Here is a 26,260-nt window from a genome sequence, read left to right as displayed (position 1 = left end):
TTTACTCCTCTGCCCCAGCAGTTGAATGCGCGCCCGTATCAGAACCTTCAACCACGGCCACTTCTTTCTTCTCGTGCTTGACCGGCTTGCCTGGCTTCATACCTTCGTACTTGTCGACGATTTTCTGAAACAGGTCCGGCTCATACGCGGAGTACAAGGCGACAGGGTTGTTCTGGCTCGGTTTGGTCAGAGCATCGTATTCAGCTTGATCAAGCTGTTTAGGTGCGGCCTTGACTGCAGCTACCCAGGCGTCGAAATCTTCCTGGCTTGTCGAGATCGCTTTGAATTTCATGCCGGTGAAGCCAGCGCCGCTGTAGTTGGCGGAGATGCCTTCCATTTCAGCTTTCTGGTTGGCGATCAGGTGCAGGCGGGTCTGCATGCCTGCCATCGCGTAGATCTGGCCACCCAGTGCTGGGATGAAGAACGAGTTCATCACGGCGTCGGAGGTGATCCGGAAATTAAGCGGGGTGTGCTCCGGGAAGCGGATCTCGTTGACAGTGGCGATACCCAGGTCCGGGTAGATGAACAGCCACTTCCAATCCAGCGCGACCACTTGGATGTTCACAGGCTTGACGTCGGACTCCAGCGGACGGTACGGGTCCAGCGCGTGGGTCGACTTATAGGTGATGTAACCCAGGGCGATGATGATGAGGATCGGAACCAGCCACACCGCGATCTCGATCTTGGTGGAGTGCGACCACTTCGGCGCGTAGGTAGCGCTGGTGTTGGACGCGCGGTATTTCCAGGCGAAGGCGAAGGTCATCACGATCACAGGCACCACAACCAGCAGCATCAGCAGGGTAGCGGTGATGATCAGGTTTCGTTCATCCAGACCGACCTGTCCTTTTGGGTCGAGCAAGGTCCACTTGCAGCCTCCCAGCATTAACATCATGCCAAGCAGCGGCAAAAAGCCTAGTAATCGGGGGTACCTGTTTTTACTCATCTCACGACCTCTAAAGCAGCTTGCGCAATGCAGTTGGGTTTTGATCGCCAACACTTCACCCTGCCAAGGGTTGGCATTTCTCTTCGATTGAATAAGAGCCTGCCCGACACGTCATGACTGTACGTTTCACGGACCTGCAGTGAGTTCTTATTCGATTTCGTGGCTAAAGGCCTTGTTACAGACCAATTCCATTTGGTGCGGATAGTTGAAAGGCTGCCGGAACCTGGGGTCGCATTGAGCCTTCCATCTGCTCCTCGACCGCTCCAATGCTCAAATATTGAACAGCACCGGACATTCAGTGCGGGCGATTGTAGTTAGCTAGCGATGTATAAACCATGTCTTATAAAGAAATAATTTTTATCGATTCCAGCAACAATCCTTCACCAAAGTTGCAAAGATTCGCGATCTTATCGTGTTCGATTCTCAACAAAAACCACAAAAATTGCCGTGTTATTGGGCACAGTGCCACTTCCCTTACGGCTTGTAAGGGCATGCGGATGCCGTCCAAGTCCCCATAAAACAAGGCATTCATAGAGGCAGCAGGGGTTGGAGCCGCACACAAATCGGGCCACTGCACGAACCACGAACTGACAGCACAATTTGTGCGCCGGGTGCAAATTAAAGGGCCGATTTGGCGGGTCAGAAACGTCCTGCGACAGCGTCCGTGTGACAACATGTCGCACGCTGCGCGCACCTTCCGTTGCCCCTCGTCACGGTGCTTTCACAAATCCCTACAAACAAAAACGCTCCGGCCTTCATTCAGAAGGAACGGAGCGTTTGGCAGCCGCGGCGACTCAGGCTTTGGGGTGACGGTTGCGATAGATGCACAGGGGCACCAGGATCGCCGTCAGCACGAATGCCACCAGTGCCCATTGGGCCAGGGACAGGCCGAGGATCGGTGGGTAGGGGGTGCTGCAGAAGCCGTCGACCTGGAAGCCCAGGGGAAACACCTTGGCCAGGGGCAGGTCGTCGACGATCGGCTGCAACACATCGATGCCGCAGCTGACCTGGGGGAAAAACTGGGTGTACACATGGTGGCCGGCCGCAGCCACGCCACCCAAGGCGCTGAGCACCACCCACCCTTCAAAGAACGTCAGCGCGCCCTTGGTGCGCATGGCGGCGCCGATGAACGCGAAGAGCGCAATCAGCAGCAAGGCGTAGCGCTGCAGAATGCACAGCGGGCACGGCGCTTCGCCCAGCACCACTTGCATGTACAGCGCCCCGCCAATCAGCGCCAGGCAGATGATGCCCAGCAACACCAGAAAGCGCCGCTCCCTGCCTAAACGCATGTCGTCAATCATCCCCGTCTTTCCCTTTCTCTGATTATGGTTGTGCCTGATGGCAACGAGTTTACACACAGGCAGTGGTTAAAACAGAGGGGGGTTAACAGCGGATTAATCGTGGCAAAAGTAATGATCGTGCGGACGCCATCGCGGGCAAGCCCGGCTCCCACATTGGAATGCAATCCTCTGTGGGAGCCGGGCTTGCCCGCGATGATGCCGATACGGTCAATTGGCCAAATTCTATTCCAACGCCGCCGCCGGGCCAAAGAACTCATAGCGCGCCTGCTTCTCCGGCACACCCAGCGCCTTGAGATGCCGCTTGATCGCCGCCATGAAGCCCTTGGGGCCCAAGAAGTAGGCATCAATATCACGCTGCTCAGGCAACCAGGCCGCCAGTTGCTCCTGATTGAGCATCCCGACCTTGTCTGCCGCCGGGCTGATGCCGTCATCCTCGGCGTAGCAGTAGAAACGCTTGAGCTGCGGATGCTTGGCCGCCAGGGTGTCCACCCAGTCACGGAATGCATGCACCCCGCCGTTACGGGCACAATGGATGAAATGCACCGGGCGCTCGGTTGCCAGGGCGGCTTCGAGCATCGGCAGTGTGGGCGTAATGCCTACCCCGCCGCTGATCAACACCAGCGGTTTATCACTGGCGGCCAGGGTGAACTCGCCCGACGGCGGGAATAGATCAATGGTCGCGCCGACGTGCATCTGGTCGTGCAGGTAATTGGAGACCCGCCCGCCCACTTCGCGCTTGACGCTGATGCGGTACAGCCCGGTGTCGGTGAGGGCCGACAGGGAATAGTTGCGGCGCACTTCTTCGCCATCGAGCACCAGTTTCAGGCCGATGTACTGGCCGGGGGCTGCGGCCAGGATCGGGCCGTTGTCCACCGGGGCGAAGTAGAAGGAGATGATCTCGTCGCTCTCCTCCACGCGCTTGACCAGCAGGAACGCCCGCGCACCCCGCCAGCCGCCGGGCGCCTGGGCTTTTTCGTCGTAGATGGCCGCTTCGGCGCCGATCAGAATGTCCGCCAACTGGCCGTAGGCCGCGCCCCAGGCACTCATGACCTCGGGGGTGGCAATCTCGCTGCCCAGCACTTCGGAAATAGCCCGCAGCAGGCAGGCCCCAACGATGGGGTAATGCTCCGGCAGAATCTGCAAGGCCACGTGCTTGTTGATGATCTTGGCCACCAGATCGCCCAGTTGGTCCAACTGGTCGATATGCCGCGCGTACATCAGCACGCCATTGGCCAGGGCGCGAGGCTGGTCACCACTGGCCTGGTGGGCCTGGTTGAACAGCGGACGGACTTCGGGATACTCGGACAGCATCATGCGGTAAAAATGGGTGATCAGTGCTTCACCGCCGCTTTCCAGCAGGGGCACAGTGGATTTAACAATGGCACGGTCTTGGGCACTCAGCATGGGAGACTCCTCGGTCTTTTTACTCATTACCCTTAGGTAGTCAGTATTCGTGCCAACTAATAAACCAATGTTTTTCAATAGCTTAAACATTATGTAGTCAGTATGACCTCCTACGCTTTATAGTCATATCGACTACAAGGAGTCATTATGACTGCAAAACCGCTGCTCACCGCCCTGCTGCCGCTGGTCGCCGATCTGTCCCGGGAACTGCCCGAAGGCGAGCGCTACCGCCGCCTGCTGCAAACCATGCGCGCCCTTTTGCCCTGCGATGCCGCCGCGCTGCTGCGGCTGGATGGCGAGTGGCTGGTGCCGCTGGCGGTGGATGGCTTGAGCCCTGACACATTGGGCCGACGTTTCAAGATCAGCGAACACCCGCGCTTTGAAATACTGCTGAGCAGCCCCGGCCCTACCCGCTTCGACAGCGACAGCCAATTGCCCGACCCCTATGACGGCCTGGTCGCCGGTTTACACGGCCACCTCGAAGTCCACGACTGCATGGGCTGCCCGCTGTTTATCGACGACCAGCCGTGGGGCCTGCTGACCCTTGACGCTCTCGACAACGAGCGCTTTGAACGGGTCGAACTGGACGCCCTGCAGGCCTTCGCCAGCCTGGCCGCGGCCACGGTCAATGTGGCTGAACGCATTGAGCGCCTGGCGCTGCGGGCCGAAGACGAGCACCAGCGCGCCGAAATCTATCGCCAGGCCAGCGGCCAGCAGCACAAGGAAATGATCGGCCAGAGCAAGGCGCATAAACGGCTGGTCGAGGAAATCAAGCTGGTAGGCGGCAGCGACCTGACCGTGCTGATCACCGGCGAAACCGGGGTCGGCAAGGAGCTGGTGGCCCAGGCGATCCATGCCGCGTCATCGCGTGCCGACAAGCCGATGATCAGCCTCAATTGCGCCGCACTGCCGGAAACCCTGGTAGAAAGCGAGCTGTTCGGCCATGTACGCGGCGCTTTCACCGGAGCGCTGAATGAGCGCCGAGGCAAGTTTGAACTGGCCAACGGCGGCACGTTGTTCCTGGACGAAGTCGGTGAACTGTCGTTGAGCGTACAGGCCAAGCTGCTGCGCGTGCTGCAAAGCGGCCAGTTGCAGCGCCTGGGTTCGGACAAGGAACACCAGGTGGACGTGCGCCTGATTGCCGCCACCAACCGCGACCTTGCCGAAGAAGTGCGCAATGGCCGCTACCGTGCCGATTTTTACCACCGCCTGAGCGTGTACCCGCTGCAAGTGCCGGCACTGCGTGAACGCGGGCGTGATGTGCTGCTGTTGGCTGGCTTCTTCCTTGAACAGAACCGTTCGCGCATGGGCCTGGGCAGCCTGCGCCTGACCGGCGATGCCCAGGCGGCGTTGCTGGCCTACAACTGGCCCGGCAATGTGCGCGAGCTGGAGCACTTGATCGGCCGCAGCGCGTTGAAAGCCCTGGGCAACTGCCGCGAGCGCCCGAAAATTCTCAGCCTGAGCGCCCTGGACCTGGACTTGCCCGACGTGAGTACGGCGGTGGCCGAACAAGCACCGGCCCAAGCCTTGCCCATGGTCAGCGGCGACCTGCGCCAGGCCACCGAGCACTACCAGCGCCAACTCATCAGCGCCTGCCTGGAACGCCATCAGCGCAACTGGGCCAGCGCCGCCCGCGAACTGGGCCTGGACCGCGCCAACCTGGGGCGCATGGCCAAGCGGCTAGGCCTCAAATAAAGCAGGCACCTCAGTCCAATGTGGGAGCTGGCTTGCCTGCGAAAGCGGTGGGTCAGTTAAAGATACATTGACTGGCACACCGCCTTCGCGGGCAAGCCCGCTCCCTCAGGGGATTCGTGGCAGGTGCTGCTTCTATCGGCAAGCCGGCTCCCACATTCAGGCTTGGCTAGCCTTGAGGCCCGCCAAGATGGACCGGGGTTTACGAAACACCAGCACATTCCCCAGCATCACCAGCACCAGCCCCATCAACGCCGGCGCCGTCCACTGGTAGCCCTCGGCCACGGCCGACACATTCAGCGCCACCACCGGAAACAGCACCGTGCAATACGCCGCCTTCTCCGGGCCCATGCGGCCCACCAGGGTGAGGTAAGCGGTAAAACCAATCACCGAACCCGGGATCACCAGGTACCACAGCGCACCGATATACCGCGCACTCCAGTCCATCTCGAAGGGAATGCCACGCACCGCGCAATAGGTCGCCAGCATCGCCGCCCCATAGGCCATGCCCCAGGCATTGGTGGTCAACGGCTTGAGCCCAGCCTTCTGTTGCAGGCTGGACAACAGGTTGCCCGCCGAGAAGCACAGGGTGCCCAGCAGGGCCAAGCCCAGGCCCAACAGGGTTTGCGGGCTAGCGGTATGCCCAACCAGCTCCGGCCAGAATAAAAAGCCCAGCCCCAGCAACCCAAGCGCCCCGCCCATCAACACGTTACGCGCCACCCGCTGGCCGAAAAACACCCGGGCATTGAGCGCGTTCCACAAGGTCGCCGTGGAGAACACCACGGCCACCAGGCCACTGGGGATCCACTGGCTGGCAGTGAGAAAGCACATGAAGTTGACGCAGAACAGGCACAGCCCTTGGGCCAGGCAGATCAGGTGCCCGCGCCGGTTCATCACCTGCAACTTGCGGCTGAGCAGCAACAGCGCAAACAGCACCAGCGCCGCCAGGCCGAAGCGATAGACAATCGACACGGGAATCGCCACCACGCCCAGCTGCCACTTGAGCGCAATCCAGGTGGTGCCCCAAATCAGCACCGTGAGTAAATACAGGAAGAGGTTCATAGCAGGCTCCGTCGTTTGAGCCACAGTGTTGCCTTCAACCACCCTGAGGTTCTTGCACATTCTTGCGCTTTTGTCGGGCGATGGGCTCACAGCGCCCGCCGCCGGGAGTAGGATGCAAGACGTCGGAGAACACACCATGCCAGAGCTGGAATCGCTGCACGTCTTTCAATCCCTCAACCGCTCGCCTCACGCACGCTTGGAAGCCTGCGCCGAGCTCGGTGACGGTTTGTCTGCGGCCGTGTGGAGCAACCACCACGATGCCCAGGACTACCAGGCGCCCAGCCATCACACCTTGTCCTGTTATATCGGCGGCGGCACGGGCACCTTTCGCCGTGACCGGCCAGGCACCAAGGGCGGCCCCGACAAATTGTGCATACTGCCGGCCGAGCACCAGTCGGCGTGGGTGATCAATGGCGAGATACGCCTGGCCCATGTGTATTTCAGCCCGGAGCAATTTGCCCTCGGCTGCGTCACCTTGCTGGACCGCGAGCCGCGGGAGTTGCAGTTGCGTGAGACGACCTTCCTTGAGGACGCCCGTCAGGCCCGACGCTTTCACCAGTTGATTAGCCTCAACTGGCTCGAACCCGGCGAGCGCCTGCTGACCAGCAGCCTGGCCCATGAACTGCTCAGCCACACCCTGCTCAACCAGGTCGGCGTGCGCGACGGCCTGCGCCTCAAAGGCGGGTTGGCGGCGCACCAACGGCGGCGTTTGGTGGAGTACATCGACCACCATGTTGAAGATCCCATCAGCCTCGGCCAGTTGGCGTCGATGTGCGCGCTGTCGGAATACCATTTCGCCCGGATGTTCCGTCAGAGCTTCGGCGTGCCGCCCCATCAATACCTGCTGGCACGCCGCCTGGCACGCGCGCAAACTTTGCTGCGCAACAGCTCGTTGCCCTTGGGTGAGGTCGCCTTGAGGTGCGGTTTTTCCAGCGCCAGCCATTTCAACCAACGCTTTCGCCAAGCCATGGGCGCCACCCCGGGTGAATATCGCCAGGCACTGCGCGCCTAGGCCATCAAGCCCAGCGTCTTGGCCTTGGCCACCGCCTGAGTGCGGCGCTCCACCCCGAGTTTGCTGTGGATGCGCCGTGCATGGGTCTTGACGGTGTGCAAGGAGATATACAGGCGGTCGGCGATTTCCAGATTGGAGTTGCCCAGGGCGATCAACTGCAACACTTCGAGTTCGCGCTGGCTCAGAGGGTTTTGCGTCGCACCGGCAGGCGTGACCTGAGGCTCCAGGCCCAGCTCACTCAATAGCCCGGGTGCACGCAAGCGCAGTTCGCGAATCGCCTGCTGTACCTGGCAACGAGCCGCCAGCGCCAGCCCGGCCTGCAATGCACGACGGGCCAACGCCGGGTCACCGAGTTGCCAGGTCACCTCACCCAACACCAGGTGCAGTTCGGTTTCCAGACACAGCATGCCGCGCTGCCGGGAGGTTTCGAGCAAGGCATTGAGCCGTGCGATAGGTTGCTCGGCACAGCCCAGCCTGACCTCGGCCAGCACCAGCAAATACTCCAGACGCGGGATCAGTTCCAGGGTCGCCGGCGGTGCCTGCTTGGCACTGGGCCCACGGAAATGGCGCAACACCCGGCGCACCGCTTGTACCGTCAATTCAGCCCGGCCCTGTTGTAGCCACAGGTGTCCGCTGACCAACAACAACACCGCGCGATACACCGTCTCCGGGACATGGCGCTGCTGCATCAGGCGCTCGGCGTCGCGCAATTGAATGAACGCCTGGGCGTAGTCGCCACGGTTGGCCGCCAGCAGCGCCAGGCCGAGATAGCCATATAGCACGCGCTTGTCCTGGCTTTGCAGGCACATGCTCAAGCCGGTCTCGAAACACTCGGCGGCCAGGGTGTCTTGGCCCTGACGCAAGGCCAGATGCCCACATCGCAGGACAATACGCCCCACCAACGGCCCGGCGGTGAGCCGTTGCCCGGCCAACATCGCTTGCACCGTTTCCAACAGGCTTTGTGCCCGGTACGGCGCGCCACGCTGTTCCAACAACTGGGCGTGATCCAACTCCAGCAGGGCCTCCAATACCAGCGAACCGTGGGCCCGGGCCAGGCATAGCGCTTCACGGTTCAAGCGTTGGGCGGCCTCCAACTCACCGCGCAGCAAGGCTTGCTGGGTCAGGCCCGACAGGCACATCAGCCGTGATGTCCAGGCGCTGTCAGGCAGCGCTTGCAGGGCTTCGAGAAAGTGCTCACGGGAGCGCTCGGCATCACCGCTCAAATGCAGCAACCACCCCCACTGCGCCTGCCAACGCGCCAGCAGGTAGCGCTGCGCGGCGGCCGTCGGTTGCGGGGCGAACCGGGCCAGTTGGTCGATGCACAAGGCGGCCTGTTCGAAGCGCCCGGCAAACAACAACGCGGCCGTAAGCAGCCCCACCAACTGCGCCGAACCCAACATCAACTCATCGCCATGCTGTTCATGCAGGCGCAACAGCAGCAGGGCATTTTGCTGGCGAAACAGATCCTCAAAACTGAAATACTGCAACAGGCTCACCGCCACTTCGTATTCCTGCGCCAGCAACGCCTGCTCGAACGCGGCCTGCCAGTCACCCTCGGCGCTGAACCATTGGCACGCGCGTCGGTGCCAGGAGCGTTTGGCCGGCCAGGGCTCATCGCGCAGCAGTCGCGCCAACGGTGGGAAAACGTGGAGCCAGTCGCTGGTGTCTTCCCAGGGCTGGATAAACGCACCCAGTGCCTGCAATTCGCGCAAATGCTCAGCGCCGTCACCACCACCGAACAAGTACTCACACAGGTTCAGGTTGAAACGCGGCAGATGGGCCAACACCCGCCAGGCCTCAGCCAATGGCGCCGACAAGGTGTTGAACAGCTCATGCTGCAGGTAATCGAGCAGGGTTTTGTCGGGGTGGCCGTCGCCCAACAAGGCGATACGCACACCGGCGCACCAACCGGCGCTGAACTGCATCAGGCTGTCGACGGTATGCCCCGGGGCGAGCAGTTGCTCGACTTCCTCGGCGCTGAAAAACAACTCGCTGCACTCCAGCAACTCATCGTCGAGCAACAGGCGTGGCCAATTGCACAACGGGCGCCGTCGCGCGCCCAGCCACCAGGTCAACTGCGGGCTGCCAGCGGCGAGCAAACGGTCCAGCAGCGCATCCAGCTCAGGCGCAGGTGAGCGACAGAAATCATCCAGAAACAACCACGTGGTGTGTGACCAACGGCCCAAGTCGAGCAATAACGTGGCTTCATCCACAAACGGCAAGCCAAGCTGCTGCGCCAGCCGTGCGCAGAATTCCAAGGGGCTGAGCGCGGCACCGTTGAGTGGCATCCACACCACCCGGCACCCCTTCGGCGCCTGCAACGCACACTCGGCGAGCAACGCGCTCTTGCCACTGCCACCCGGCGCGCACAGCAACCTTACCCGCGCCTGCGCCGTCAGCAGCGGCACAGTCAGCCGCGCACGCAACACATGGTGGGCGGACAGCCGTGGCATAAATCCAGAACGGTCCAGGCAGCGGGTCATGGCGGTCATTGCTGCATCCTGCTGTTTTTATTGTTGCGTCACCCTAGACCTGTGGTTGGCGGTTGTTGAAGAAGTATTCAGCGGGTTGATTGAAGACCATAAAAACCAAGGTATACGTCCTTCAGTGTGGGAGCTGGCTTGCCTGCGATGGCGGTGCAACAGCAATCGATGAGCGGCCTGGCCCACCGCTATCGCAGGCAAGCCAGCTCCCACATTTTCAACCTCATTTCAGTGTGGAATCAGCGAACGCCCGCCGACCTCAGTGCGGCCGGGGTGTAGTCCGCCGCCTTGGCTGCGAAACCGAACACGAAGCTGCTCTTCTCCTCGTTCTTCATGCCCAGCGCGATGTAGCGTCCGGCAATCAGGTCGTACAGGGTTTCCACGGTGTAGGCCGGCACCTGGTGGTCGTAGTAGAACTGCGAATGGCCTTCGGCAACGCGCCACAGTTGGCCGCGGCCGTCGTAGTGGTCCACCAGGGCGACTTGCCAGCTGTCTTCGTCGATGAACATATGGCGTTTGGCATAGATGTGCCGCTCGCTGGGCTTGACGGTGCCGACCACTTCCCACACGCGGTGCAGTTCATAACGGGTCAGGTCCTGGTTGATATGCCCGGCCCTGATGATGTCGTCGTACTTGAGGCTTGGCGAATCGAGCTTGTAGCTGTTGTAGGGAATGTACATCTCCTTCTTGCCCACCAGTTTCCAGTCATAACGGTCGGGCGCGCCGGAGAACATGTCGAAGTTGTCGGTGGTGCGCAGGCCGTCGGAGGCGGTGCCTGGGCCGTCGTAGGACACCTGCGGCGCGCGCCGCACCCGGCGCTGGCCGGCGTTGTAGATCCAGGCCAGGCGCGGTTCCTTCACCTGGTCGAGGGTTTCATGCACCAGCAGTACGTTGCCCGCCAGCCGCGCCGGGGCGGTGACCGATTGCTTGAAATAGCTGAGCACGTTGGCGGCCTTGGCCGGGTCGATATCCGGAATGGCTTGCGGCACCGCTACTTCTTCTTCGAAACGGATCGGCGTGTAGCTGCCATTGGTCTGGGGCGTGGCCTGAGTGATGATGCGCCGCAGGTTGCCGCCGTGGTAACGGGTGATGTGGTTCCACAGCACCTCCACGCCATTCTTCGGGATAGGGAACGCGTAGTAACGGTTGCCGGTAAAATTCTCCAGGCCGTTGCCATCGTTGATCGCCTTCACATTCACGGCGCTGCGCTTGATCGACTCGTAAATGTCCGCCGGCAAGTTGACCGTGCGGTGGCTGGTGTACACCGGAATCTTGTAGGTCTCGGGGTAGCGCTTGAACATCGCCACCTGGCCGTCGGAGAGCTTGTCCTTGTACTTGTCCACCGTGGCAGCGGTGATCACGAACAGTGGTTTTTCACTGGCGAAGGGGTCGGCGAGAAACCCCTTGCTGTCCACCGCGCCTGCATTCTTGGGGATGCCGCCGGTCCAGGCCGGAATCGAGCCATCGGCGTTGCCGGCTTTTTCCGCGCCGACCGGGGTCAGGGAAGTGCCGAGCTTGGCTGCTTCTTCGGGCGATACCGCCGCCATTACGTTGGCGGCCAATACGCTCAGGGCCAACATTGCAATCATCTTACGCATAGGGTCTTGTCCTTCTTTTAAGCCAGATCAGAAGTTCACGCCGAAGCTGAGGGCGAGGAAGTCGCGGTCGGTCAGGGTGTTGTAGTCACCGCCAAAAAAGTCGGTGTAGCTCAGGCTTGCGGTGTAGGTGCTGCGATAGTCCGCATCCACGCCGACGCTGATGGCCTTGGCGCCTTTGTTGAACAGGCCGTTGGGGCCGTAGCCCGCCACGTCGTGGGACCAGGACAGGTTGGGCTTGAGGTTCACACCGGCAATGGCGTTGTTGTAGTCAAGGATCGCCCGCGCCCGGTAGCCCCACGAGGTGGAGGTGACAAAACCGTCGGTGTCACCTTGAAAACCGTAGGCGCCGTACACCGAGTCTCGGCCGTAACGCAGTTTGGTTTTGTCTTCCAGGCCGGCGACGTGCACCACCGCCGCTTCGCCCACCAGGGTCAGGCGCTCGGCGCCCAGTACCTGGTCGAAGAACTGGGTCATGGTGCTCTGGATCTGGGTGATTTCCTTGCGGCGATAGCCTTTGTTGTCATCGCCGAAATTGCTGCGGATGGGTGAGGCGAGTTGGCCCGCAATGGGGTTGACCAGGGCCAGGGTCAGGTCAGTGGTGTTGAGCTGCACCGGCGCATTGGGCCGATAGCTGATTTCGCCGGTCCACGCCGTGCCCGTGGGCAAGGTGGTGGAGAAACTGGCGCCGAACAGGCGGATGTCTTCCGGGTAATCCAGGTAGTACTGGCCGCGGCCAAGCATGGTGCTTTGCGCCAAACCGCCCCCGGAACCGGGTGCCAGGGCGTTGGCGGTGTTGATGATGCGCCCGATGGTGGCCAGGTTGGTATTGGCGGTCAGGGTGCCGACGGTCGGTGTGCGGCTGTGGTAGTTCATAAAGTACAGGCCGTACTCAGTGTCATCACCCAGCCAACGCAGGGCCGCGCCGAACTGGCCGGAGTCACGCGCATCGCGGTCACCGGCACGCCGCACGATCACGCCTTCATTGGTCACGCCAAACCCTTGACCAAAGGCAGCGGCCACCGGTTGCAGCGGTCGGATCGCCGGGCTGCCCACGGTGTAGTTATTGGTGCAGCCATCCGCCGCTACGTCCCCGCCGAAAAAGGTGCCGCAGTTGTCGAGCACCGTCTGGTCCCATTCCAGTTGGTAGAAACCTTCCACTGTCAGTTGATTGGTCAGGCTCTGGGAGGCAAACAGCATGTTCACCGGGATCAAGCCTTCCTTGATCTCGGCACCGGGCCTGCGAAACGCCGACACGTCGATCGGGTTGATGCTGTTGATGGAGTTACCGATGAAGGTACTTTCGCCCCAACTGACCACCTGCTTGCCGGCGCGCACGGTGCCGGGCAGGTCGCCCAGGGAGTAGTTGTGGTAGACGAAGGCATCGAGGATCTGCGCACCGCTGGACTTGGCGCCTTCCTTGCGGTTGTGGTCGCTGATGGGCTTGAACTCGCGGTCTTCGTCCTTGAGCTCGAAGTCGTACCAATACTTGCCACGCACGAATACCCCGGTGTCGCCGTACTTCAACTCAAGGTCGTGCAGTCCCTTGAAGATCTTGGAGAAGGTCTCGCCCTTCTTGAAGTTGAGGCGCCCGTCATCCCCGGTGGACGCCTGGCCCGTCCCGCCATTGACCGTGCCGACCAGGCTTTTGTCGGCATCGCGCATGCCCCAACTGGCGCCGACCGATAGCGAGGAGTCGAATTGCCCTTCGATCTCGCCGATGTTGAACGAAACAGCCTGCGCCTGGGCACAGCAGCCCAGCGCAACCGCAGTGGCCAGCGCCTGTGGCGTGAAGATGGCGCGCATTATTGTTTTTGTCATGCGTCTTCCCCGGTGAGTGACAGAAGGCCCCACCCTACTGCCGCCCTTGAGGAGCGATAAGCGCACCAAGGAGGTATTCGTGTTGTCGCTCGAAAGGATGACGGGGTTCTCTGGCCGGGCGTTGGCTTGATGACATGCATGCGATGGATGAAGGGTTATCAGAAGGATCGATGGCGCCCTGTAATTATTGCCGATCTGGTAATAGTCCTTGTCCTGATTCGCTATTACTCATTTTGTTACAACCGACTATTCTTGCCTGGCTTTCAGGGCAAACAGCCCGCTCCCGCATTGGGGAGAAAAGCTGATTTATAACGGATTGATCCCGTAATCAGTCTGTTCCCGGTGTTCACTGACGTTGATTTGTCGCTCCTTGATCCAACGTCTTACTTCGGCCGCTGCCTATGCAGCGGCCTTTTTTATGCCTGCAATAAAACGGGGCGTCATCGACGCCCCGTGGGATTCATTGATTTACCGGCAATGATCAGAGGCTGAACTTCTGCAAGTTGGCCATCATTTCCTTCAGTGCCTCGATATTGTCCTTGGGGTGCGCAGCCCCTTCGAAATCGCAGATCTGCTGCCAGTGCGCGGCCACATCCTGCGGCGAAAAACCGGCCTCGGGATCAAAACCCACACCCAGGCTGCGCTCCCAACGGGTCTTGCCGATCCAGCCGCCACCCACTTCAAACAAGCCTGCGGTTTCTTCACAGGCGTCACTGCCCAGGTACACCACCAGCGGGCTGACCAGTTCCGGCTTGAGGCGCTCGAACACCTGCGGCGGGATCAGCCCTTCGGTCATGCGTGTGCCACCGGTGGGGGCAATCGCGTTGACCAGAATGTTGTTCTTGCGCCCTTCCAGCGCCAGGGTACGGGTCAAGCCATACAGGCCCAACTTGGCCATGCCGTAGTTGGACTGGCCGAAGTTGCCGTAAATGCCTGACGTCGACGCCGTGAAGATCACCCGGCCATAACCCTGCTCGCGCAAATGCGGCCAGGCGGCGCGGGTGACTTTGTAGGCGCCTTCGACATGCACCCGGTAAACCAGGTCCCAGTCGTTGTCGTCCATTTTGTGAAAGGTCTTGTCGCGCAGGATGCCGGCGTTGTTGACCACCACGTCGACCCGGCCGAAAACATCCAGGGCGTTCTGTACGATCTTGTCGCCGTCGGTGACGGAGTCATGGTTGGCCTCGGCAATACCGCCTGCCGCGCGGATCTGCGCCACCACCCGGTCGGCCGCCGAGGCGTTGGCGCCCTCGCCTTGGGTTGAGCCACCGAGGTCGTTGACCAGCACTTTGGCCCCGTGCTTGGCGAACAGCAGCGCATGGGCCTGGCCCAAGCCACCACCGGCGCCGGTGACGATCACGACCTTATCCTGGAACTGCACTGACTCACTCATACCGAACTCCGCTGGCGACAATGGGATAGGCAGAGTGTCACGCACGCAGCCTCTGGTCACAATAAAGACGGCCGGGGCTGAATGGTGCTTGATAAGGCAGCGGGATGATGCGCGGAATCAGGAATAGGCCGCGCGCGGTGAAGGCTGGCTGATGCGCTCACGAAACGCCTGGTAATGCTTGAGCACCTGGACCGGCGCCTCGATCTGCGGGTAGTGGCCGATATTGGCCAGCCTTATCGTGTCGGGCGCGGGCACCAGTTGGCGATAGCGCTCGACCATATGAGCCCCGGAAATCGGGTCTACTTCGCCGTCGATCACCCGCAGCGGCACTTCACCTCGCTGCATGGCCGTGAGCCAGCGCTCGCGCAGACGACGGCGCTGGGGGATGTAGGCGATGAGTTTGTGCAGGATACGCGGGCCGTCGTTGCAACTGATCAAACTCCAGAAATCATCCAGCACGCTTTCACTGGGCCGCGTCTGGGGGCCGAAGATCTGGTTGAAACTGCTGGCCAAGGCATTGCGCCCAAAGGCCCGACCGATCATCCAGCCCAACGGGCTGAGCAGCAGCTTTTGCACCAGCGCCGGCCGATGGGTTTCCGGAAACAGCCCGCCGTTGAGAAATACACAACTCGCCATCGGGAACCGGCCCTCGTAATGCCGAGCCAATAATTCCTGGGCGACACTGTCGCCGTAGTCATGAGCCAACACATGCACCGGCTGCTCTACGCGCAGGTGCTCAAGCAGCGCCTGTTGCAGATCGGCCTGTTCCAACAGGCAATAGTCGTGGTCCAAGGGTTTGGCCGAGTCGCCAAAGCCGAGCATGTCGCAGGCAATCACCAGATTGCGCTGGGCCAGGGGTTGCCACAGGTAGTGCCAGTCCCAACTGGCCGTGGGGAAACCATGAATCAGCAGCAACGGCTCGCCCTGCCCGGCCATCCAATACCGCACGGTGTGGCCACGAAAGACGAAGTCCTGGCCGCGCTTGCGCCAGGCTCTGAGCGGTATCTCGGCGAGTGGCATCAGCTTTTATACCCGGGGTCCTGGTGGTCCAATTTGCGTAGCAGCGCCGGCCAGGCCAGCGCACCACCCATACCTTGGGCGCTTTTTGTGACAGCTGCCACCATCGCCTTGGCACCGGCGAGAATCTGCGGCTCGATGGCGATCAACTCGGTGCCGCCGCTCTGGGCCAGCACCTGGATCTCGCAGGCGCGCTGGAAGGTGAACATCATCAGGAAGGTATCGGCGATGGTGCCGGCGCAGGTCAGCAGGCCGTGGTTATGCAGCATCAGGAAATTGTTCTGGCCCAAATCCGCTTGCAGGCGGGCCTTTTCCTCGTGATTGAGCGCCACGCCCTCATAGGCGTGATAGCCCAGGCTGGACAGTACAAACAGCGATTGCTGGCTGATGGGCAATACACCCTGCTTTTGCGCACACACCGCTACGCCCGCAGCAGTGTGAGTGTGCAGCACGCAGGTCACGTCGTGGCGCACTTCGTGGATGGCGCTGTGGATGGTGTAGCCCGCAGGGTTGATCTCGTAGGGGCTCTCCATTTGCTTATTGCCGGCCTGGTCAACCTTGACCAGGCTCGACGCGGTGATCTCGTGGAACATCAGCCCATAGGGGTTGATCAGGAAATCTTCAGTGCCCGGCACCTTGGCCGAAATATGCGTGAAGATCAGGTCATCCCAACCGTGCATGGCCACCAGGCGATAGCAGGCCGCGAGGTCCACGCGGGTTTGCCATTCGGCGGCGCTGACCTGGGCTTTGACGTTTTGTGGCGATGGAGCAGGGGCTAGGCTCATGGCAATGACCTCCTTGGCGCACTTCTTATGGTGTCTAAAGTGAGAGCCAGTCTAGTCAGACGCCGAGGCGCAAGGAGTTTCCTTGGCAGCCAGCTTGATGACTGAGCGAGTCAGTCAAGAGAATAGTACAAATACGTGTCAAACAAGCGCCGTCAATAACGGCGCTCCCTGGGGCTCAACCGCGCAGCGCGGTGATCAAATCGGCCAGCCAAGGCTCGGCGTCAGCTTCCGGGGTGACGCTTTCGCTGGCGTCCAGGCGCAGCATCGGCTGCACTTCGCGGATGCCCAGTTCGGCGAACAATTCGCGCATTTGTTCACCGCCGCCACAGAAAGTATCGCCATAGCTGGCGTCGCCCAGGCCGATGACCGCTCCCGGCAGGCCGCGCCAGGCGGCGGGCAGTTGGTCGCGGATGGTTGAGTACAGAGGCTGCAGATTGTCGGGCAACTCGCCCATGCCGGTGGTCGAGGTCACTGCCAGGAATGCATCGGGAGCAAAGGCCTGCACGTCTGCCAGCGTGGCACGTGCGTTGTGCCAGGCGTTGAAACCTGCGTCCTTGAGGATTTCTTCCGCGTGGCGAGCGACTTCTTCAGCCGTACCGTAGACCGAGCCGGAGAGGATGGCGACTTTCATCAATCTGATCCTGTGGTTGAGTGAAAGCGTGGGATATTAGCAGCCCGTGCCAATATTTCAGTGCGCACCGTGCAACATTCCAGACTTGCCATAAACTGGCAAGGTCAAAACCAGGCCATGGACCGCTCTATGATTAACGCCAAACTGTTGCAAATGGTCGTCAATGCGTCCAACGACGGAATCGTTGTTGCCGAGCGCGAAGGCAACGACAAACCGCTGATCTACGTCAACCCGGCCTTCGAACGGCTGACCGGCTATACCCTCGACGAGATCCTGTATCAGGACTGCCGCTTCCTGCAGTCGGGCGACCGCGACCAACCGGCCTTGATCGCCATCCGTGACGCGCTCGACAGCGGCGGCGCCTGCCGGGAGATCCTGCGCAACTTTCGCAAAGACGGCACGCCTTTCTGGAACGAGCTATCGCTTTCGACCGTGTACAACGAGGTCGACAAGCAAACGTATTTCGTCGGCGTGCAAAAAGACGTCACCACTCAAGTCAAAGCCCAACAGCGCGTCGCCCAGCTGGAAGCCCAGTTAGCCGAGCTCAAAAGTGAGCTCGCGGCACTCAAGGCGACGAGTGGATTTAACAAACTGTAAAAAACGCGGTCTTTAGAGCGATAATGGCTTTTTAATGCCTCAGCCTTGAGCCAGATCAATGCAACGCGACACGCTATTGACGCAGGACGAGCTGGATTTTATCCAGGACATGCAGCACAACCCGCAGCTCAACCTGCGGGATGCATGGTCGAGCCTGACGGTTAATGGCGGCGCACAGATTCGCGATTTGCTCACGCGGCTAGCGGCTCACGACCAGGTCACCATCCAGGCGCAGTTCGACAACCAGCAACTCACCTTCCCGTTGCACCTGGTGGAAGATGAGTTTCATGCCGTGCATTTGCGCCTGGGCGTACCGAGCATTTTTGAAGATGGGCCGATGATCCGCCCGTGGCGCCTGGCGCTTGAAACGCCGGTGGCGCTGGAAAACATCAAGGGCTACTCCAGCGCGCTGTGGGTGCACGAAGTGTCATTCAAAGGGGTGCTGGTAGAAGTGCGTGGCCGGGTCAAACCGCCAAAGACGTTTTCCCTGTGGTTCAGCCCTTCCGGCTACGAACGCATCGCCCTGCGCGGTACGCTGGAGCGGGAAACCGCCCGCGGCCTGTTCGCTTATCGCCTCAGCCAGAGCGATGCCGATGAGATCGAACGGTTACGCCAGTTCATCCTGCACCAGCATCGCCTGGTTCATCCTCACGTTCATGCCTGAGACTCCAGATGGCCGCTGAGCAGTTGCTGCAAGCGGCGCGGCATCAAGCGCCCGTCATTGCCCAGACAACCAATCGATGCCCCCTCCAGGCTGTGTTCTGCCAGCTCTGACGCCTCTCCAGCCAGCAGCAACGGGCAGTCGAGGGTGAAGGCCAGGCGATTGAGCCGCGACGCCAGCTCTGCGCCAGGGGCATGGTTGGAAAACAGCACCAGGGCTTGCGGCCGAGTGCGCTCACAGATCAGCGTCAACTCATCCAGTGGCTGGCCAACGCCCAGGACCTTGACCGCCAGTTTCTCGCTCGACATCAACAAGCCCGCCACCAGCAACTCCAGCTCACGGCACTCTCCGGCAATGGCTGACAGCAATACCCTGGGCGCTGGCGAGGCACAGGCCATTTGCAGGCACCGTGCGACACGCGAGCGCAGGAAATTATCGAAGAACAGCCACTCGCTGGCTTGGCCAAAGCGGCCTTGGTGACGTAACAACTGCTGCCACAGCGGGACCAGAATGTCCTGGAACACCACGGCCGTCGAATAGACGCTGAAGATCTGGCCGTACAACCGGTCGAGCTCACGATCATCAAAGGCACTGATGGCCTGCCGCAATTGCGCCTGCCATTGGCGCCACTCCAGTTCGGTATCGCTGCGTGACGCGGTAGCCGGTTCGTTGGGCTGTGGGTCGCGCGCCAAAAGCTTGCCGACTTTGCTCACCGCCACGCCACGTTCGATCCAGTCGAGGATGCGGTGCACGGTGTCGATATCGGTGCTTGAGTACAGCCTGTGCCCACTTTCGGTGCGTAAAGGCTGGATCAAACCGTAGCGACGCTCCCACGCCCGCAAGGTCACCGGGTTTACACCTGTGAGTCTTGCCACTTCACGAATCGGAAACAGCCCCTCGCAGTCAGAGTGGCTGTCGGCTGTCGTTTCGCGAAGAGGCGCAGTGATTTCGGGCATCAGCGGTCAAAAAACTTGTATGAATTTGAACACCATTTAACGCCGATTGAACTGCATGATTCAAGATCTACGGCGATCCATCCGAAGTTTCTGGCGTATTTGGGCAAATCCGGAATAATCCTTGCCTGTTCTTTTGCGTCGCTGCACCACCCCGCAGCCTCGTTCGTGCACAGCCTACCCGGCTCGGCGCACTTGCTGATTTGGAGATATACGATGTCTACCTCACCCGTCACCTTGATGGTTGCGCGCCGCGTGGCCAAAGGTCGCTACGAAGAACTGATGGCCTGGCTGCGTGAAGGCGAGCAATTGGCGACTGACTTCCCCGGTTACCTGGGTTCCGGCGTGCTGGCCCCGCCACCCCATGATGATGAGTTCCAGATCATCTTCCGCTTTGCCGATGAAAAAACCCTGCATGCCTGGGAATTCTCCGCGTCGCGCAGCGCGTGGCTGAGCCGAGGCAGCGAGCTGTTTGCCGACCCGTCGGAACACCGCGTCAGCGGTATCGATGGCTGGTTTGGCGCAGTGGGTGCCCGCCCGCCACGCTGGAAACAGGCGGTGGCCATCTGGTTGGCATTTTTCCCGGTATCGCTGCTGTTCAACTTCGGCCTGGGGCCGCTGCTCAGCGAGTTGGACCTGTTCAGCCGCGTACTGGTGAGCACCGCAGCGCTGACCCCGTTGATGGTTTATTTCTTTATACCGCTGTCGACCCATCTGTTGGCGAACTGGCTGCACCCTTCGCCCCCTCGCAAAGTCACTGAAGCCGCCGCTTGAGTACAGGGAGGCCGGCGCGCTGGTATAGTTTGAGCCTGCCAGCGACTTGAGCCTCCCATGAATGCAACCAACGCTCCGATCCTGATCACCGGTGCCGGCCAGCGTGTCGGCCTGCATTGTGCCGAGCGCCTGTTGGATGAAGGCCAAGCGGTGATGTTCAGCTACCGCAGCGAACGCCCCGGCGTGCAGGCGCTGCGTGAGCGCGGTGCCATCGGCGTGTTTGCCGATTTCTCCAGCGAAGCCGGAGTGCTGGCTTTCATTGCCGCAGTCAAAACCCATACTCAAAGCCTGCGAGCAATCATCCACAACGCTTCAGCCTGGGTCGCCGAAACCCCGGGCGACGAAAGCCGTGCCTTTATCGACATGTTCAGCGTGCACATGCTTGCGCCGTACCTGATCAACCTGCATTGTTCACCTTTGCTGCAACGCTCGACACCCGCCGATATCGTGCATATCAGCGACGACGTGGTGCGCAAGGGCAGCCGGCAGCACATCGCCTATTGCGCCACCAAGGCCGGGCTGGACAGCCTCACGTTATCGTTTGCCGCACAGTTCGCGCCGCTGATCAAGGTCAACGGCATCGCACCGGCGATGGTGATGTTCAACGAAGGCGATGACGCGGCCTATCGCGCCAAAGTCCTGGCCAAGTCGGCCCTGGGCATCGAGCCCGGGCCCGAGGTGATCTACCAGAGCGTGCGTTACCTGCTGGACAATCCCTATGTCACCGGTACCACCCTGACCGTCAACGGCGGGCGGCATATCAAGTAAGCCGTTTGCGAGGATGTTGTATGACCTTATCCCTGCCCCACCATTACCGCGAGATCCTCAAGGGCCTGGGCGAAGACCCGCAGCGCGAGGGCCTGCTCGACACGCCCAAGCGTGCCGCCAAGGCCATGCAGTACCTGTGTCATGGCTATGAGCAGAACCTGGAAGAAATCGTCAACGGCGCACTGTTCGCGTCCGACAATGACGAGATGGTGATCCTCAAGGACATCGAGTTGTATTCGTTGTGCGAGCATCACCTGCTGCCCTTCATCGGCAAGGCCCATGTGGCCTATATTCCGACCGGCAAGGTGCTGGGCCTGTCAAAACTGGCGCGCATTGTCGACATGTTCGCCCGGCGCCTGCAGATCCAGGAAAACCTCACGCGGCAAATCGCCGACGCCATCCAGGACGTGACCCAGGCCGCCGGCGTGGCGGTGGTGATCGAAGCCAAGCACATGTGCATGATGATGCGCGGCGTGGAGAAACAGAATTCAACCATGAACACCTCGGTGATGCTCGGCGCCTTTCGCGAGTCGAACACCACCCGCATGGAGTTCCTGCAACTGATTGGACGGAGCAAGTAGCAATGCCACAACTTCAACCAGGCATGGCGCGTATCCGGGTCAAGGACCTGTGCCTGCGCACCTTTATCGGCATCAACGAGGACGAAATCCTCAACAAACAGGATGTGCTGATCAACCTGACCATCCTGTATGCCGCCCAGGAAGCCGTGCGTGACAACGACATCGACCACGCCCTGAACTACCGCACCATCACCAAGGCCATCATCGCTCACGTCGAAGGCAATCGCTTTGCCCTGCTGGAGCGCCTGACCCAGGAACTGCTGGACCTGGTGATGAGCAACGAATCGGTGCTGTACGCCGAAGTCGAAGTGGACAAGCCCCACGCGCTGCGCTTTGCCGAGTCGGTTTCGATCACTCTGGCCGCCAGCCGCTGATACTAAGTGAGCCCTATGAACGACCAACAACGCCTCGAACTCGAAGCCGCCGCCTTTCGCCGATTGGTGGCCCACCTGGACAGCCGCAAGGATGTGCAGAATATCGACCTGATGAACCTCGCCGGCTTCTGCCGCAACTGCCTGTCCAAGTGGTACAAGGCCGAGGCCGACGAACGCCAGATCGAGGTCAGCCTCGATGAGGCCCGTGAAGTGGTGTACGGCATGCCGTACGCCGAGTGGAAAGCCCAATACCAGCAAGAAGCCAACGCCGACCAACAGGCCGCGTTTGCCAAAGGAAAGCCTCATGACTGATTTGAACACCCTGCGCGCCAGCCTCAACAGTGGCGAACACCTCTTTGCCGACACCCTGGCGTTCGTCGCGGCCGGTTACAACTACCAGCCGCAAGCTTTCACCAACGGCGGTGTGGAAAACGCTGCCGGACAGAACGAAGGTTCGTGCAAGACCCTGGGTTTGGCGCTGCTGGAAGGGTTGAGTGATAAGGAAGCACTGCTAGCGTTTGGTGAGCATTATCGGTCGGTGGTGGCGACGCCTGAGGGCAGTGACCATGGCAATATCCGAGCGTTGATTGCCCATGGGCTGGCCGCAGTGAAGTTTGCTGAACAGCCTCTGACTCGCCGCTGATTTAATAATCAACCCCGCTCAATGTGGGAACCGGGCTTGCCCGCGAGGGCGGTGGTGACTATCACACCGCTATCGCAGGCAAGCCAGCTCCCACATTTGTTTTGCGGTGTCTCGGCTAGATCGCAGGCATAAAAAAACCGGCTTTCGCCGGTTTTTTCAATTTCACAGGTTTAGAACGAAGCGTCCTTCAAACCGTCGAGGTAACGCTCGGCATCCAGGGCCGCCATGCAACCGGCGCCGGCCGAGGTGATGGCCTGGCGGTAGACGTGGTCTGCCACGTCGCCGGCAGCGAAGATACCTTCGATGTTGGTCGCGGTCGCATTGCCTTCACGGCCACCTTGCACCACCAGGTACCCGTCTTTGGCTTCCAGCACGCCTTCGAACAGCGAGGTGTTCGGGGTGTGGCCGATGGCGATGAACACACCGTCGACTTTCAGCTCGTCGAAGCTGCCGTCGTTGTTTTTCAGACGGGCACCGGTCACTCCCATGTTGTCGCCCAGGACTTCATCCAGGGTGGCGTTGAGCTTGAGGATGATCTTGCCTTCGGCGACACGGGCGTGCAGCTTGTCGATCAGGATCTTCTCGGCGCGGAAGGTCTCGCGGCGGTGAACCAGGGTCACGGTGCTGGCGATGTTGGCCAGGTACAGCGCCTCTTCCACAGCAGTGTTGCCACCGCCGACCACGGCAACCGGCTTGTTGCGGTAGAAGAAACCATCGCAAGTGGCGCAGGCCGAAACGCCCTTGCCCATGAACGCTTCTTCCGAAGGCAGGCCCAGGTAACGCGCACTGGCGCCGGTGGCGATGATCAGCGCGTCGCAGGTATACACACCGCTGTCACCGGTCAGGCTGTAAGGCTTTTTCGAGAAGTCGACCTTGTTGATATGGTCGAAGACAATCTCGGTTTCAAAGCGCTCGGCGTGCTCTTTCATCCGCTCCATCAGCACCGGGCCGGTCAAGCCGTGGACATCGCCAGGCCAGTTGTCGACTTCAGTAGTGGTGGTCAACTGACCGCCCGCCTGCATGCCGGTGATCAGCAGCGGCTTGAGATTGGCCCGGGCAGCGTAGACAGCGGCGCTGTAACCGGCAGGGCCGGAACCGAGAATAATCACTCGGGAATGACGGGTATCAGACATGACTCACTCCTACCGACCGCCCAAACCACAGGGCGGCGGGAATAAAAAAGGACCGCGAAGCACTTGGGGAAGGCTTTGACTCGCCAGGTCCTGAAAATAATGGGTGCAGCGTATCGAGGGGGGCAAGATTAAGGAAATACGCATTAACAATCCAGCTCATAGGTGTTCTCTATGTGCGCAATTAAGTTAATCGACACCTTTGTAACCCTGGATGTCGCCTACCTGCCCGCGCTTTCACAACAGGTGCAAAGCCGGTAAGGTCGGCGCGTTCGCCATTTTGCTCGGAGTATTCCATGCCCGCCCCTGCTCTTTCCGGCCCGCAATACCTGCGTGAAGGCCTCAAACTGGTGTTGAGCCCTGGCCTGCGCCTGTTCGTGTTGCTGCCGTTGGCGATCAACCTGGTGCTGTTCGTCGGGTTGATCTATTTCGCCGGCCATCAGTTCAGCCTGTGGGTCGATAGCTTGATGCCGACGCTGCCCCACTGGCTAGGCTTTTTGAATTACCTGTTGTGGCCGCTGTTTGTTGTGCTGGTGGTGCTGATGGTGTTTTTCACGTTCACCATGCTCGCCAATATCATCGCCGCGCCGTTCAACGGGTTTCTCGCCGAGAAGGTCGAGGTCGTGGTACGTGGCACCGACGACTTCCCGCCGTTCAGTTGGGCCGAACTGGCCGCCATGGTCCCACGCACCCTGGCGCGGGAGATGCGCAAGCTGGGTTACTTCCTGCCACGTGCCATCGGCCTGTTTATCCTGTCGTTCATCCCAGTGGTCAACCTGATCGCGGCGCCGTTGTGGCTGTTGTTTGGCGTGTGGATGATGGCGATCCAGTACATCGACTACCCGGCCGACAACCACAAGCTGGGCTGGAACGAAATGCTCGCCTGGCTGCGCCAGAAGCGCTGGCAGAGCATGAGCTTTGGCGGCATTGTTTACCTGGTGCTGCTGGTGCCGGTGGTCAACCTGTTAATGATGCCAGCGGCGGTGGCCGGGGCGACGTTGTTCTGGGTGCGTGAGCAAGGCGCCGAAGCGATGGCGCAGCAAGCGGTGGTCAAGTCATAAATCCATCATCGCACTGACACAATGGCGACATGGCCCACGCCGACACTGTGGGTCATGACGACAGCCTCGCTTCACATCACCCTCATTACCGAAACCTTCCCGCCGGAAATCAACGGGGTGGCCAATACCCTTGGCCGCCTGTGCGAGGGCTTGCGCTCACGCGGCCATCAGGTCGAGCTGGTGCGCCCACGTCAGAACACCGATAAGAGCCGATCAAGTGACGATCAACTGCTGCTGTGCCGCGGCTGGCCATTACCCGGTTACCCAGGGCTGCAATGGGGCCAATCGTCGATGCGAAAACTGCTCCGACGCTGGAGCCGGCAGCGCCCGGATGTGTTGTATATCGCCACGGAAGGGCCGCTGGGATTATCCGCTTTGCGGGCGGCTCGGCGGTTGGGAATCAGCGTCGTCAGCGGCTTTCATACCAACTTTCAGCAGTATTCGAACCAGTACGGCTTGAGCCTGCTCAGTCGCGTGGTCACCCATTACCTGCGCTGGTTTCACAACCGCTCGAGCCTGACCCTGGTACCGAGCGCCAGTCAGCGTCTGGAACTGGAGCGTCGGCATTTTGAGCGCTTGGGGATGTTGGCCAGAGGCGTCGACAGCCAACTGTTCCACCCCGCCAAACGCGACAGCACTCTGCGCGAACGCTGGGCATTGAATAATGAGCAAATCGCAGTACTGCATGTAGGACGACTGGCGCAGGAAAAGAACCTGGGACTGCTCAAGCGCTGTTTCGAGACCTTGCAAGACAGATACCCACTGCGTCAGATGAAACTGATCATCGTTGGTGATGGGCCGCAACGAGCCATGCTGGAGAAAGACCTTCCCGACGCCATTTTCTGCGGTGCTTTGCGCGGTGAAGAACTGGCTCGTCATTACGCATCCGGCGATGTGTTCCTGTTCCCCAGCCTGACCGAAACATTCGGTAATGTGGTTTTGGAGGCCATGGCTTCAGGACTGGGAGTTGTGGCCTACGACCAGGCAGCCGCCACCCAGCATATTCGTCATGGCTATAACGGGGTGCTGGCGATGCCGGGGGATGAAAATGCGTTTTGCGATGCCGCCAATTGGCTGCTGGAGGACGCAGAAGGTTTACGCCGTATGCGCCTCAATGCCCGTCAACACGCAAGCCGCCAAGGCTGGCCAGCGATTGTCGAGCAATTCGAGCATCAGTTACGTGGGGTGTGCGGGGAGAGTTTTGACCTTCCAACGCAACCTTACGTGCGCTGAACAATCGGTCAATGATCAAACGCATGGCCAGCCTGCTACCGGCCACTCAAGTTTTGCCTGGTATTTAAACCGGGAACCAACGGTTGCGTAACGCCAATCATAGAGACCTGCCGATCAAGCAGGCCCTTTGAATATGGAGATAATGAACAATGCCAATTTATGGAATGGGTGTACGCAATGGCGTCAACATGCCAACCGCGGAGTGGACACGCCAGCAACAATGGCTGGATCAATCCCGTGCAGAACCGCCAACCTACGGCCAGCCTGGGCACAAAGATGGGCTCAAGACTGATCATCACAAAGAGCTGAATAAGCGGCCAGAGTATTAATCACTAAAGCAACAGAA

Annotated in this window: 25 protein-coding genes; 12 read left to right on the top strand and 13 right to left on the bottom strand. The window is 60.4% G+C overall.

All coding sequences use genetic code 11. The features are described 5' to 3' along the window. Position 1: 1 nt before the first annotated feature. The 3 genes from cyoA to hmpA all read right to left on the bottom strand — a co-directional run bounded on the left by cyoA (position 2) and on the right by hmpA (position 3,648). Complete coding sequence (gene cyoA, locus AC4PS6_RS27905; protein WP_003194054.1) at positions 2 to 943, bottom strand: ubiquinol oxidase subunit II; 942 nt, start codon at positions 941 to 943, stop codon at positions 2 to 4. Between the two features lie 794 nt (positions 944 to 1,737). Next, complete coding sequence (locus AC4PS6_RS27900; protein WP_014719865.1) at positions 1,738 to 2,244, bottom strand: disulfide bond formation protein B; 507 nt, start codon at positions 2,242 to 2,244, stop codon at positions 1,738 to 1,740. A 222-nt stretch (positions 2,245 to 2,466) separates the two neighbouring features. Continuing rightward, a complete protein-coding gene (gene hmpA / locus AC4PS6_RS27895; protein WP_122300877.1) occupies positions 2,467 to 3,648 on the bottom strand; it encodes an NO-inducible flavohemoprotein in 1,182 nt (393 codons plus the stop codon). 147 nt (positions 3,649 to 3,795) lie between these two features. Here hmpA and norR point away from each other — a divergent pair, with 147 nt between their 5' ends. Further along, positions 3,796 to 5,343: a nitric oxide reductase transcriptional regulator NorR gene (norR, locus tag AC4PS6_RS27890; RefSeq protein ID WP_032902541.1), complete on the top strand. Its 1,548-nt coding sequence runs from the start codon at positions 3,796 to 3,798 to the stop codon at positions 5,341 to 5,343. 156 nt (positions 5,344 to 5,499) lie between these two features. Here norR and AC4PS6_RS27885 read toward each other — a convergent pair whose 3' ends face one another. Further along, positions 5,500 to 6,402, bottom strand: coding sequence for a DMT family transporter (locus AC4PS6_RS27885; RefSeq protein ID WP_020302018.1), 903 nt, complete (start codon positions 6,400 to 6,402; stop codon positions 5,500 to 5,502). Between the two features lie 136 nt (positions 6,403 to 6,538). Between AC4PS6_RS27885 and AC4PS6_RS27880 the strand changes: the two genes are divergently transcribed. Beyond that, a complete protein-coding gene (locus AC4PS6_RS27880) occupies positions 6,539 to 7,414 on the top strand; it encodes a helix-turn-helix domain-containing protein (RefSeq protein ID WP_020302019.1) in 876 nt (291 codons plus the stop codon). Here AC4PS6_RS27880 and AC4PS6_RS27875 read toward each other — a convergent pair. The 7 genes from AC4PS6_RS27875 to AC4PS6_RS27845 form a co-directional block, all read right to left on the bottom strand. After that, positions 7,411 to 9,906 carry a helix-turn-helix transcriptional regulator gene (locus AC4PS6_RS27875; protein ID WP_032902539.1) on the bottom strand — a complete coding sequence of 832 codons (2,496 nt, stop codon included), beginning with the start codon at positions 9,904 to 9,906 and terminating at the stop codon, positions 7,411 to 7,413. The genes AC4PS6_RS27880 and AC4PS6_RS27875 overlap by 4 nt on opposite strands. A 230-nt stretch (positions 9,907 to 10,136) precedes the next feature. Beyond that, positions 10,137 to 11,495 carry a DUF1329 domain-containing protein gene (locus tag AC4PS6_RS27870; RefSeq protein ID WP_336827158.1) on the bottom strand — a complete coding sequence of 453 codons (1,359 nt, stop codon included), beginning with the start codon at positions 11,493 to 11,495 and terminating at the stop codon, positions 10,137 to 10,139. Positions 11,496 to 11,522: 27 nt separating this feature from the next. Beyond that, positions 11,523 to 13,313, bottom strand: coding sequence for a DUF1302 domain-containing protein (locus AC4PS6_RS27865; protein WP_014719872.1), 1,791 nt, complete (start codon positions 13,311 to 13,313; stop codon positions 11,523 to 11,525). A gap of 481 nt (positions 13,314 to 13,794) precedes the next feature. Then, on the bottom strand, positions 13,795 to 14,706 hold the full coding sequence (locus AC4PS6_RS27860; RefSeq protein WP_073453361.1) for an SDR family oxidoreductase: 912 nt from the start codon (positions 14,704 to 14,706) through the stop codon (positions 13,795 to 13,797). A gap of 117 nt (positions 14,707 to 14,823) precedes the next feature. Further along, a complete protein-coding gene (locus tag AC4PS6_RS27855; protein WP_032902535.1) occupies positions 14,824 to 15,726 on the bottom strand; it encodes an alpha/beta fold hydrolase in 903 nt (300 codons plus the stop codon). Beyond that, positions 15,726 to 16,508, bottom strand: a complete 783-nt coding sequence (locus AC4PS6_RS27850) for a class II aldolase/adducin family protein (protein ID WP_014719875.1) — start codon at positions 16,506 to 16,508, stop codon at positions 15,726 to 15,728. The genes AC4PS6_RS27855 and AC4PS6_RS27850 overlap by 1 nt, the downstream gene beginning before the upstream one ends. 175 nt (positions 16,509 to 16,683) lie before the next feature. After that, positions 16,684 to 17,139 carry a flavodoxin gene (locus tag AC4PS6_RS27845; RefSeq protein ID WP_014719876.1) on the bottom strand — a complete coding sequence of 152 codons (456 nt, stop codon included), beginning with the start codon at positions 17,137 to 17,139 and terminating at the stop codon, positions 16,684 to 16,686. A gap of 129 nt (positions 17,140 to 17,268) precedes the next feature. Here AC4PS6_RS27845 and AC4PS6_RS27840 point away from each other — a divergent pair, with 129 nt between their 5' ends. Together AC4PS6_RS27840 and AC4PS6_RS27835 are read left to right on the top strand one after the other, a co-directional pair. Further along, the gene (locus AC4PS6_RS27840; protein WP_020302025.1) at positions 17,269 to 17,736 is read left to right on the top strand and encodes a PAS domain-containing protein; all 468 of its coding nucleotides are present in this window, start codon (positions 17,269 to 17,271) and stop codon (positions 17,734 to 17,736) included. Between the two features lie 58 nt (positions 17,737 to 17,794). After that, a complete protein-coding gene (locus AC4PS6_RS27835; protein WP_020302026.1) occupies positions 17,795 to 18,400 on the top strand; it encodes a hypothetical protein in 606 nt (201 codons plus the stop codon). Here the strand turns inward: AC4PS6_RS27835 and AC4PS6_RS27830 are convergent. Next, positions 18,391 to 19,353 (bottom strand): MerR family transcriptional regulator, encoded by a 963-nt coding sequence (locus tag AC4PS6_RS27830; RefSeq protein WP_032902534.1) that lies wholly within the window; start codon positions 19,351 to 19,353, stop codon positions 18,391 to 18,393. The two genes, AC4PS6_RS27835 and AC4PS6_RS27830, sit on opposite strands and share 10 nt — an antisense overlap. 213 nt (positions 19,354 to 19,566) lie before the next feature. Between AC4PS6_RS27830 and AC4PS6_RS27825 the strand changes: the two genes are divergently transcribed. From AC4PS6_RS27825 to AC4PS6_RS27800, 6 genes are read left to right on the top strand one after another with little or no spacing between them, the layout of a single operon-like run. Beyond that, complete coding sequence (locus AC4PS6_RS27825) at positions 19,567 to 20,124, top strand: putative antibiotic biosynthesis monooxygenase (RefSeq protein WP_336827156.1); 558 nt, start codon at positions 19,567 to 19,569, stop codon at positions 20,122 to 20,124. Positions 20,125 to 20,181: 57 nt separating this feature from the next. Further along, positions 20,182 to 20,892 carry a dihydromonapterin reductase gene (gene folM, locus AC4PS6_RS27820; protein ID WP_133634300.1) on the top strand — a complete coding sequence of 237 codons (711 nt, stop codon included), beginning with the start codon at positions 20,182 to 20,184 and terminating at the stop codon, positions 20,890 to 20,892. A gap of 20 nt (positions 20,893 to 20,912) precedes the next feature. Then, positions 20,913 to 21,473 carry a GTP cyclohydrolase I FolE gene (folE, locus tag AC4PS6_RS27815; RefSeq protein WP_003194072.1) on the top strand — a complete coding sequence of 187 codons (561 nt, stop codon included), beginning with the start codon at positions 20,913 to 20,915 and terminating at the stop codon, positions 21,471 to 21,473. Positions 21,474 to 21,475: 2 nt separating this feature from the next. After that, positions 21,476 to 21,847 carry a dihydroneopterin triphosphate 2'-epimerase gene (folX, locus tag AC4PS6_RS27810; protein ID WP_003194073.1) on the top strand — a complete coding sequence of 124 codons (372 nt, stop codon included), beginning with the start codon at positions 21,476 to 21,478 and terminating at the stop codon, positions 21,845 to 21,847. A 15-nt stretch (positions 21,848 to 21,862) separates the two neighbouring features. Next, positions 21,863 to 22,159 carry a DUF1244 domain-containing protein gene (locus AC4PS6_RS27805; RefSeq protein WP_014719882.1) on the top strand — a complete coding sequence of 99 codons (297 nt, stop codon included), beginning with the start codon at positions 21,863 to 21,865 and terminating at the stop codon, positions 22,157 to 22,159. Beyond that, complete coding sequence (locus AC4PS6_RS27800; protein WP_014719883.1) at positions 22,152 to 22,490, top strand: HopJ type III effector protein; 339 nt, start codon at positions 22,152 to 22,154, stop codon at positions 22,488 to 22,490. The genes AC4PS6_RS27805 and AC4PS6_RS27800 overlap by 8 nt, the downstream gene beginning before the upstream one ends. Before the next feature lie 170 nt (positions 22,491 to 22,660). Here the strand turns inward: AC4PS6_RS27800 and trxB are convergent, their stop codons facing one another. Continuing rightward, the gene (gene trxB, locus AC4PS6_RS27795) at positions 22,661 to 23,623 is read right to left on the bottom strand and encodes a thioredoxin-disulfide reductase (protein ID WP_003194076.1); all 963 of its coding nucleotides are present in this window, start codon (positions 23,621 to 23,623) and stop codon (positions 22,661 to 22,663) included. A 293-nt stretch (positions 23,624 to 23,916) separates the two neighbouring features. Here trxB and cysZ point away from each other — a divergent pair, with 293 nt between their 5' ends. Both cysZ and AC4PS6_RS27785 read left to right on the top strand, forming a co-directional pair. Next, positions 23,917 to 24,681, top strand: a complete 765-nt coding sequence (gene cysZ, locus AC4PS6_RS27790; protein ID WP_003194077.1) for a sulfate transporter CysZ — start codon at positions 23,917 to 23,919, stop codon at positions 24,679 to 24,681. 54 nt (positions 24,682 to 24,735) lie between these two features. After that, a complete protein-coding gene (locus AC4PS6_RS27785) occupies positions 24,736 to 25,914 on the top strand; it encodes a glycosyltransferase family 4 protein (protein ID WP_019817477.1) in 1,179 nt (392 codons plus the stop codon). The last annotated feature ends 346 nt before the right edge of the window (positions 25,915 to 26,260 follow it).

This window comes from Pseudomonas sp. DW-iso17, from assembly GCF_058725345.1.
The sequence above is the reverse complement of the archived record's forward strand: the minus strand, read 5'-3'. Positions and strand labels throughout refer to the sequence as shown.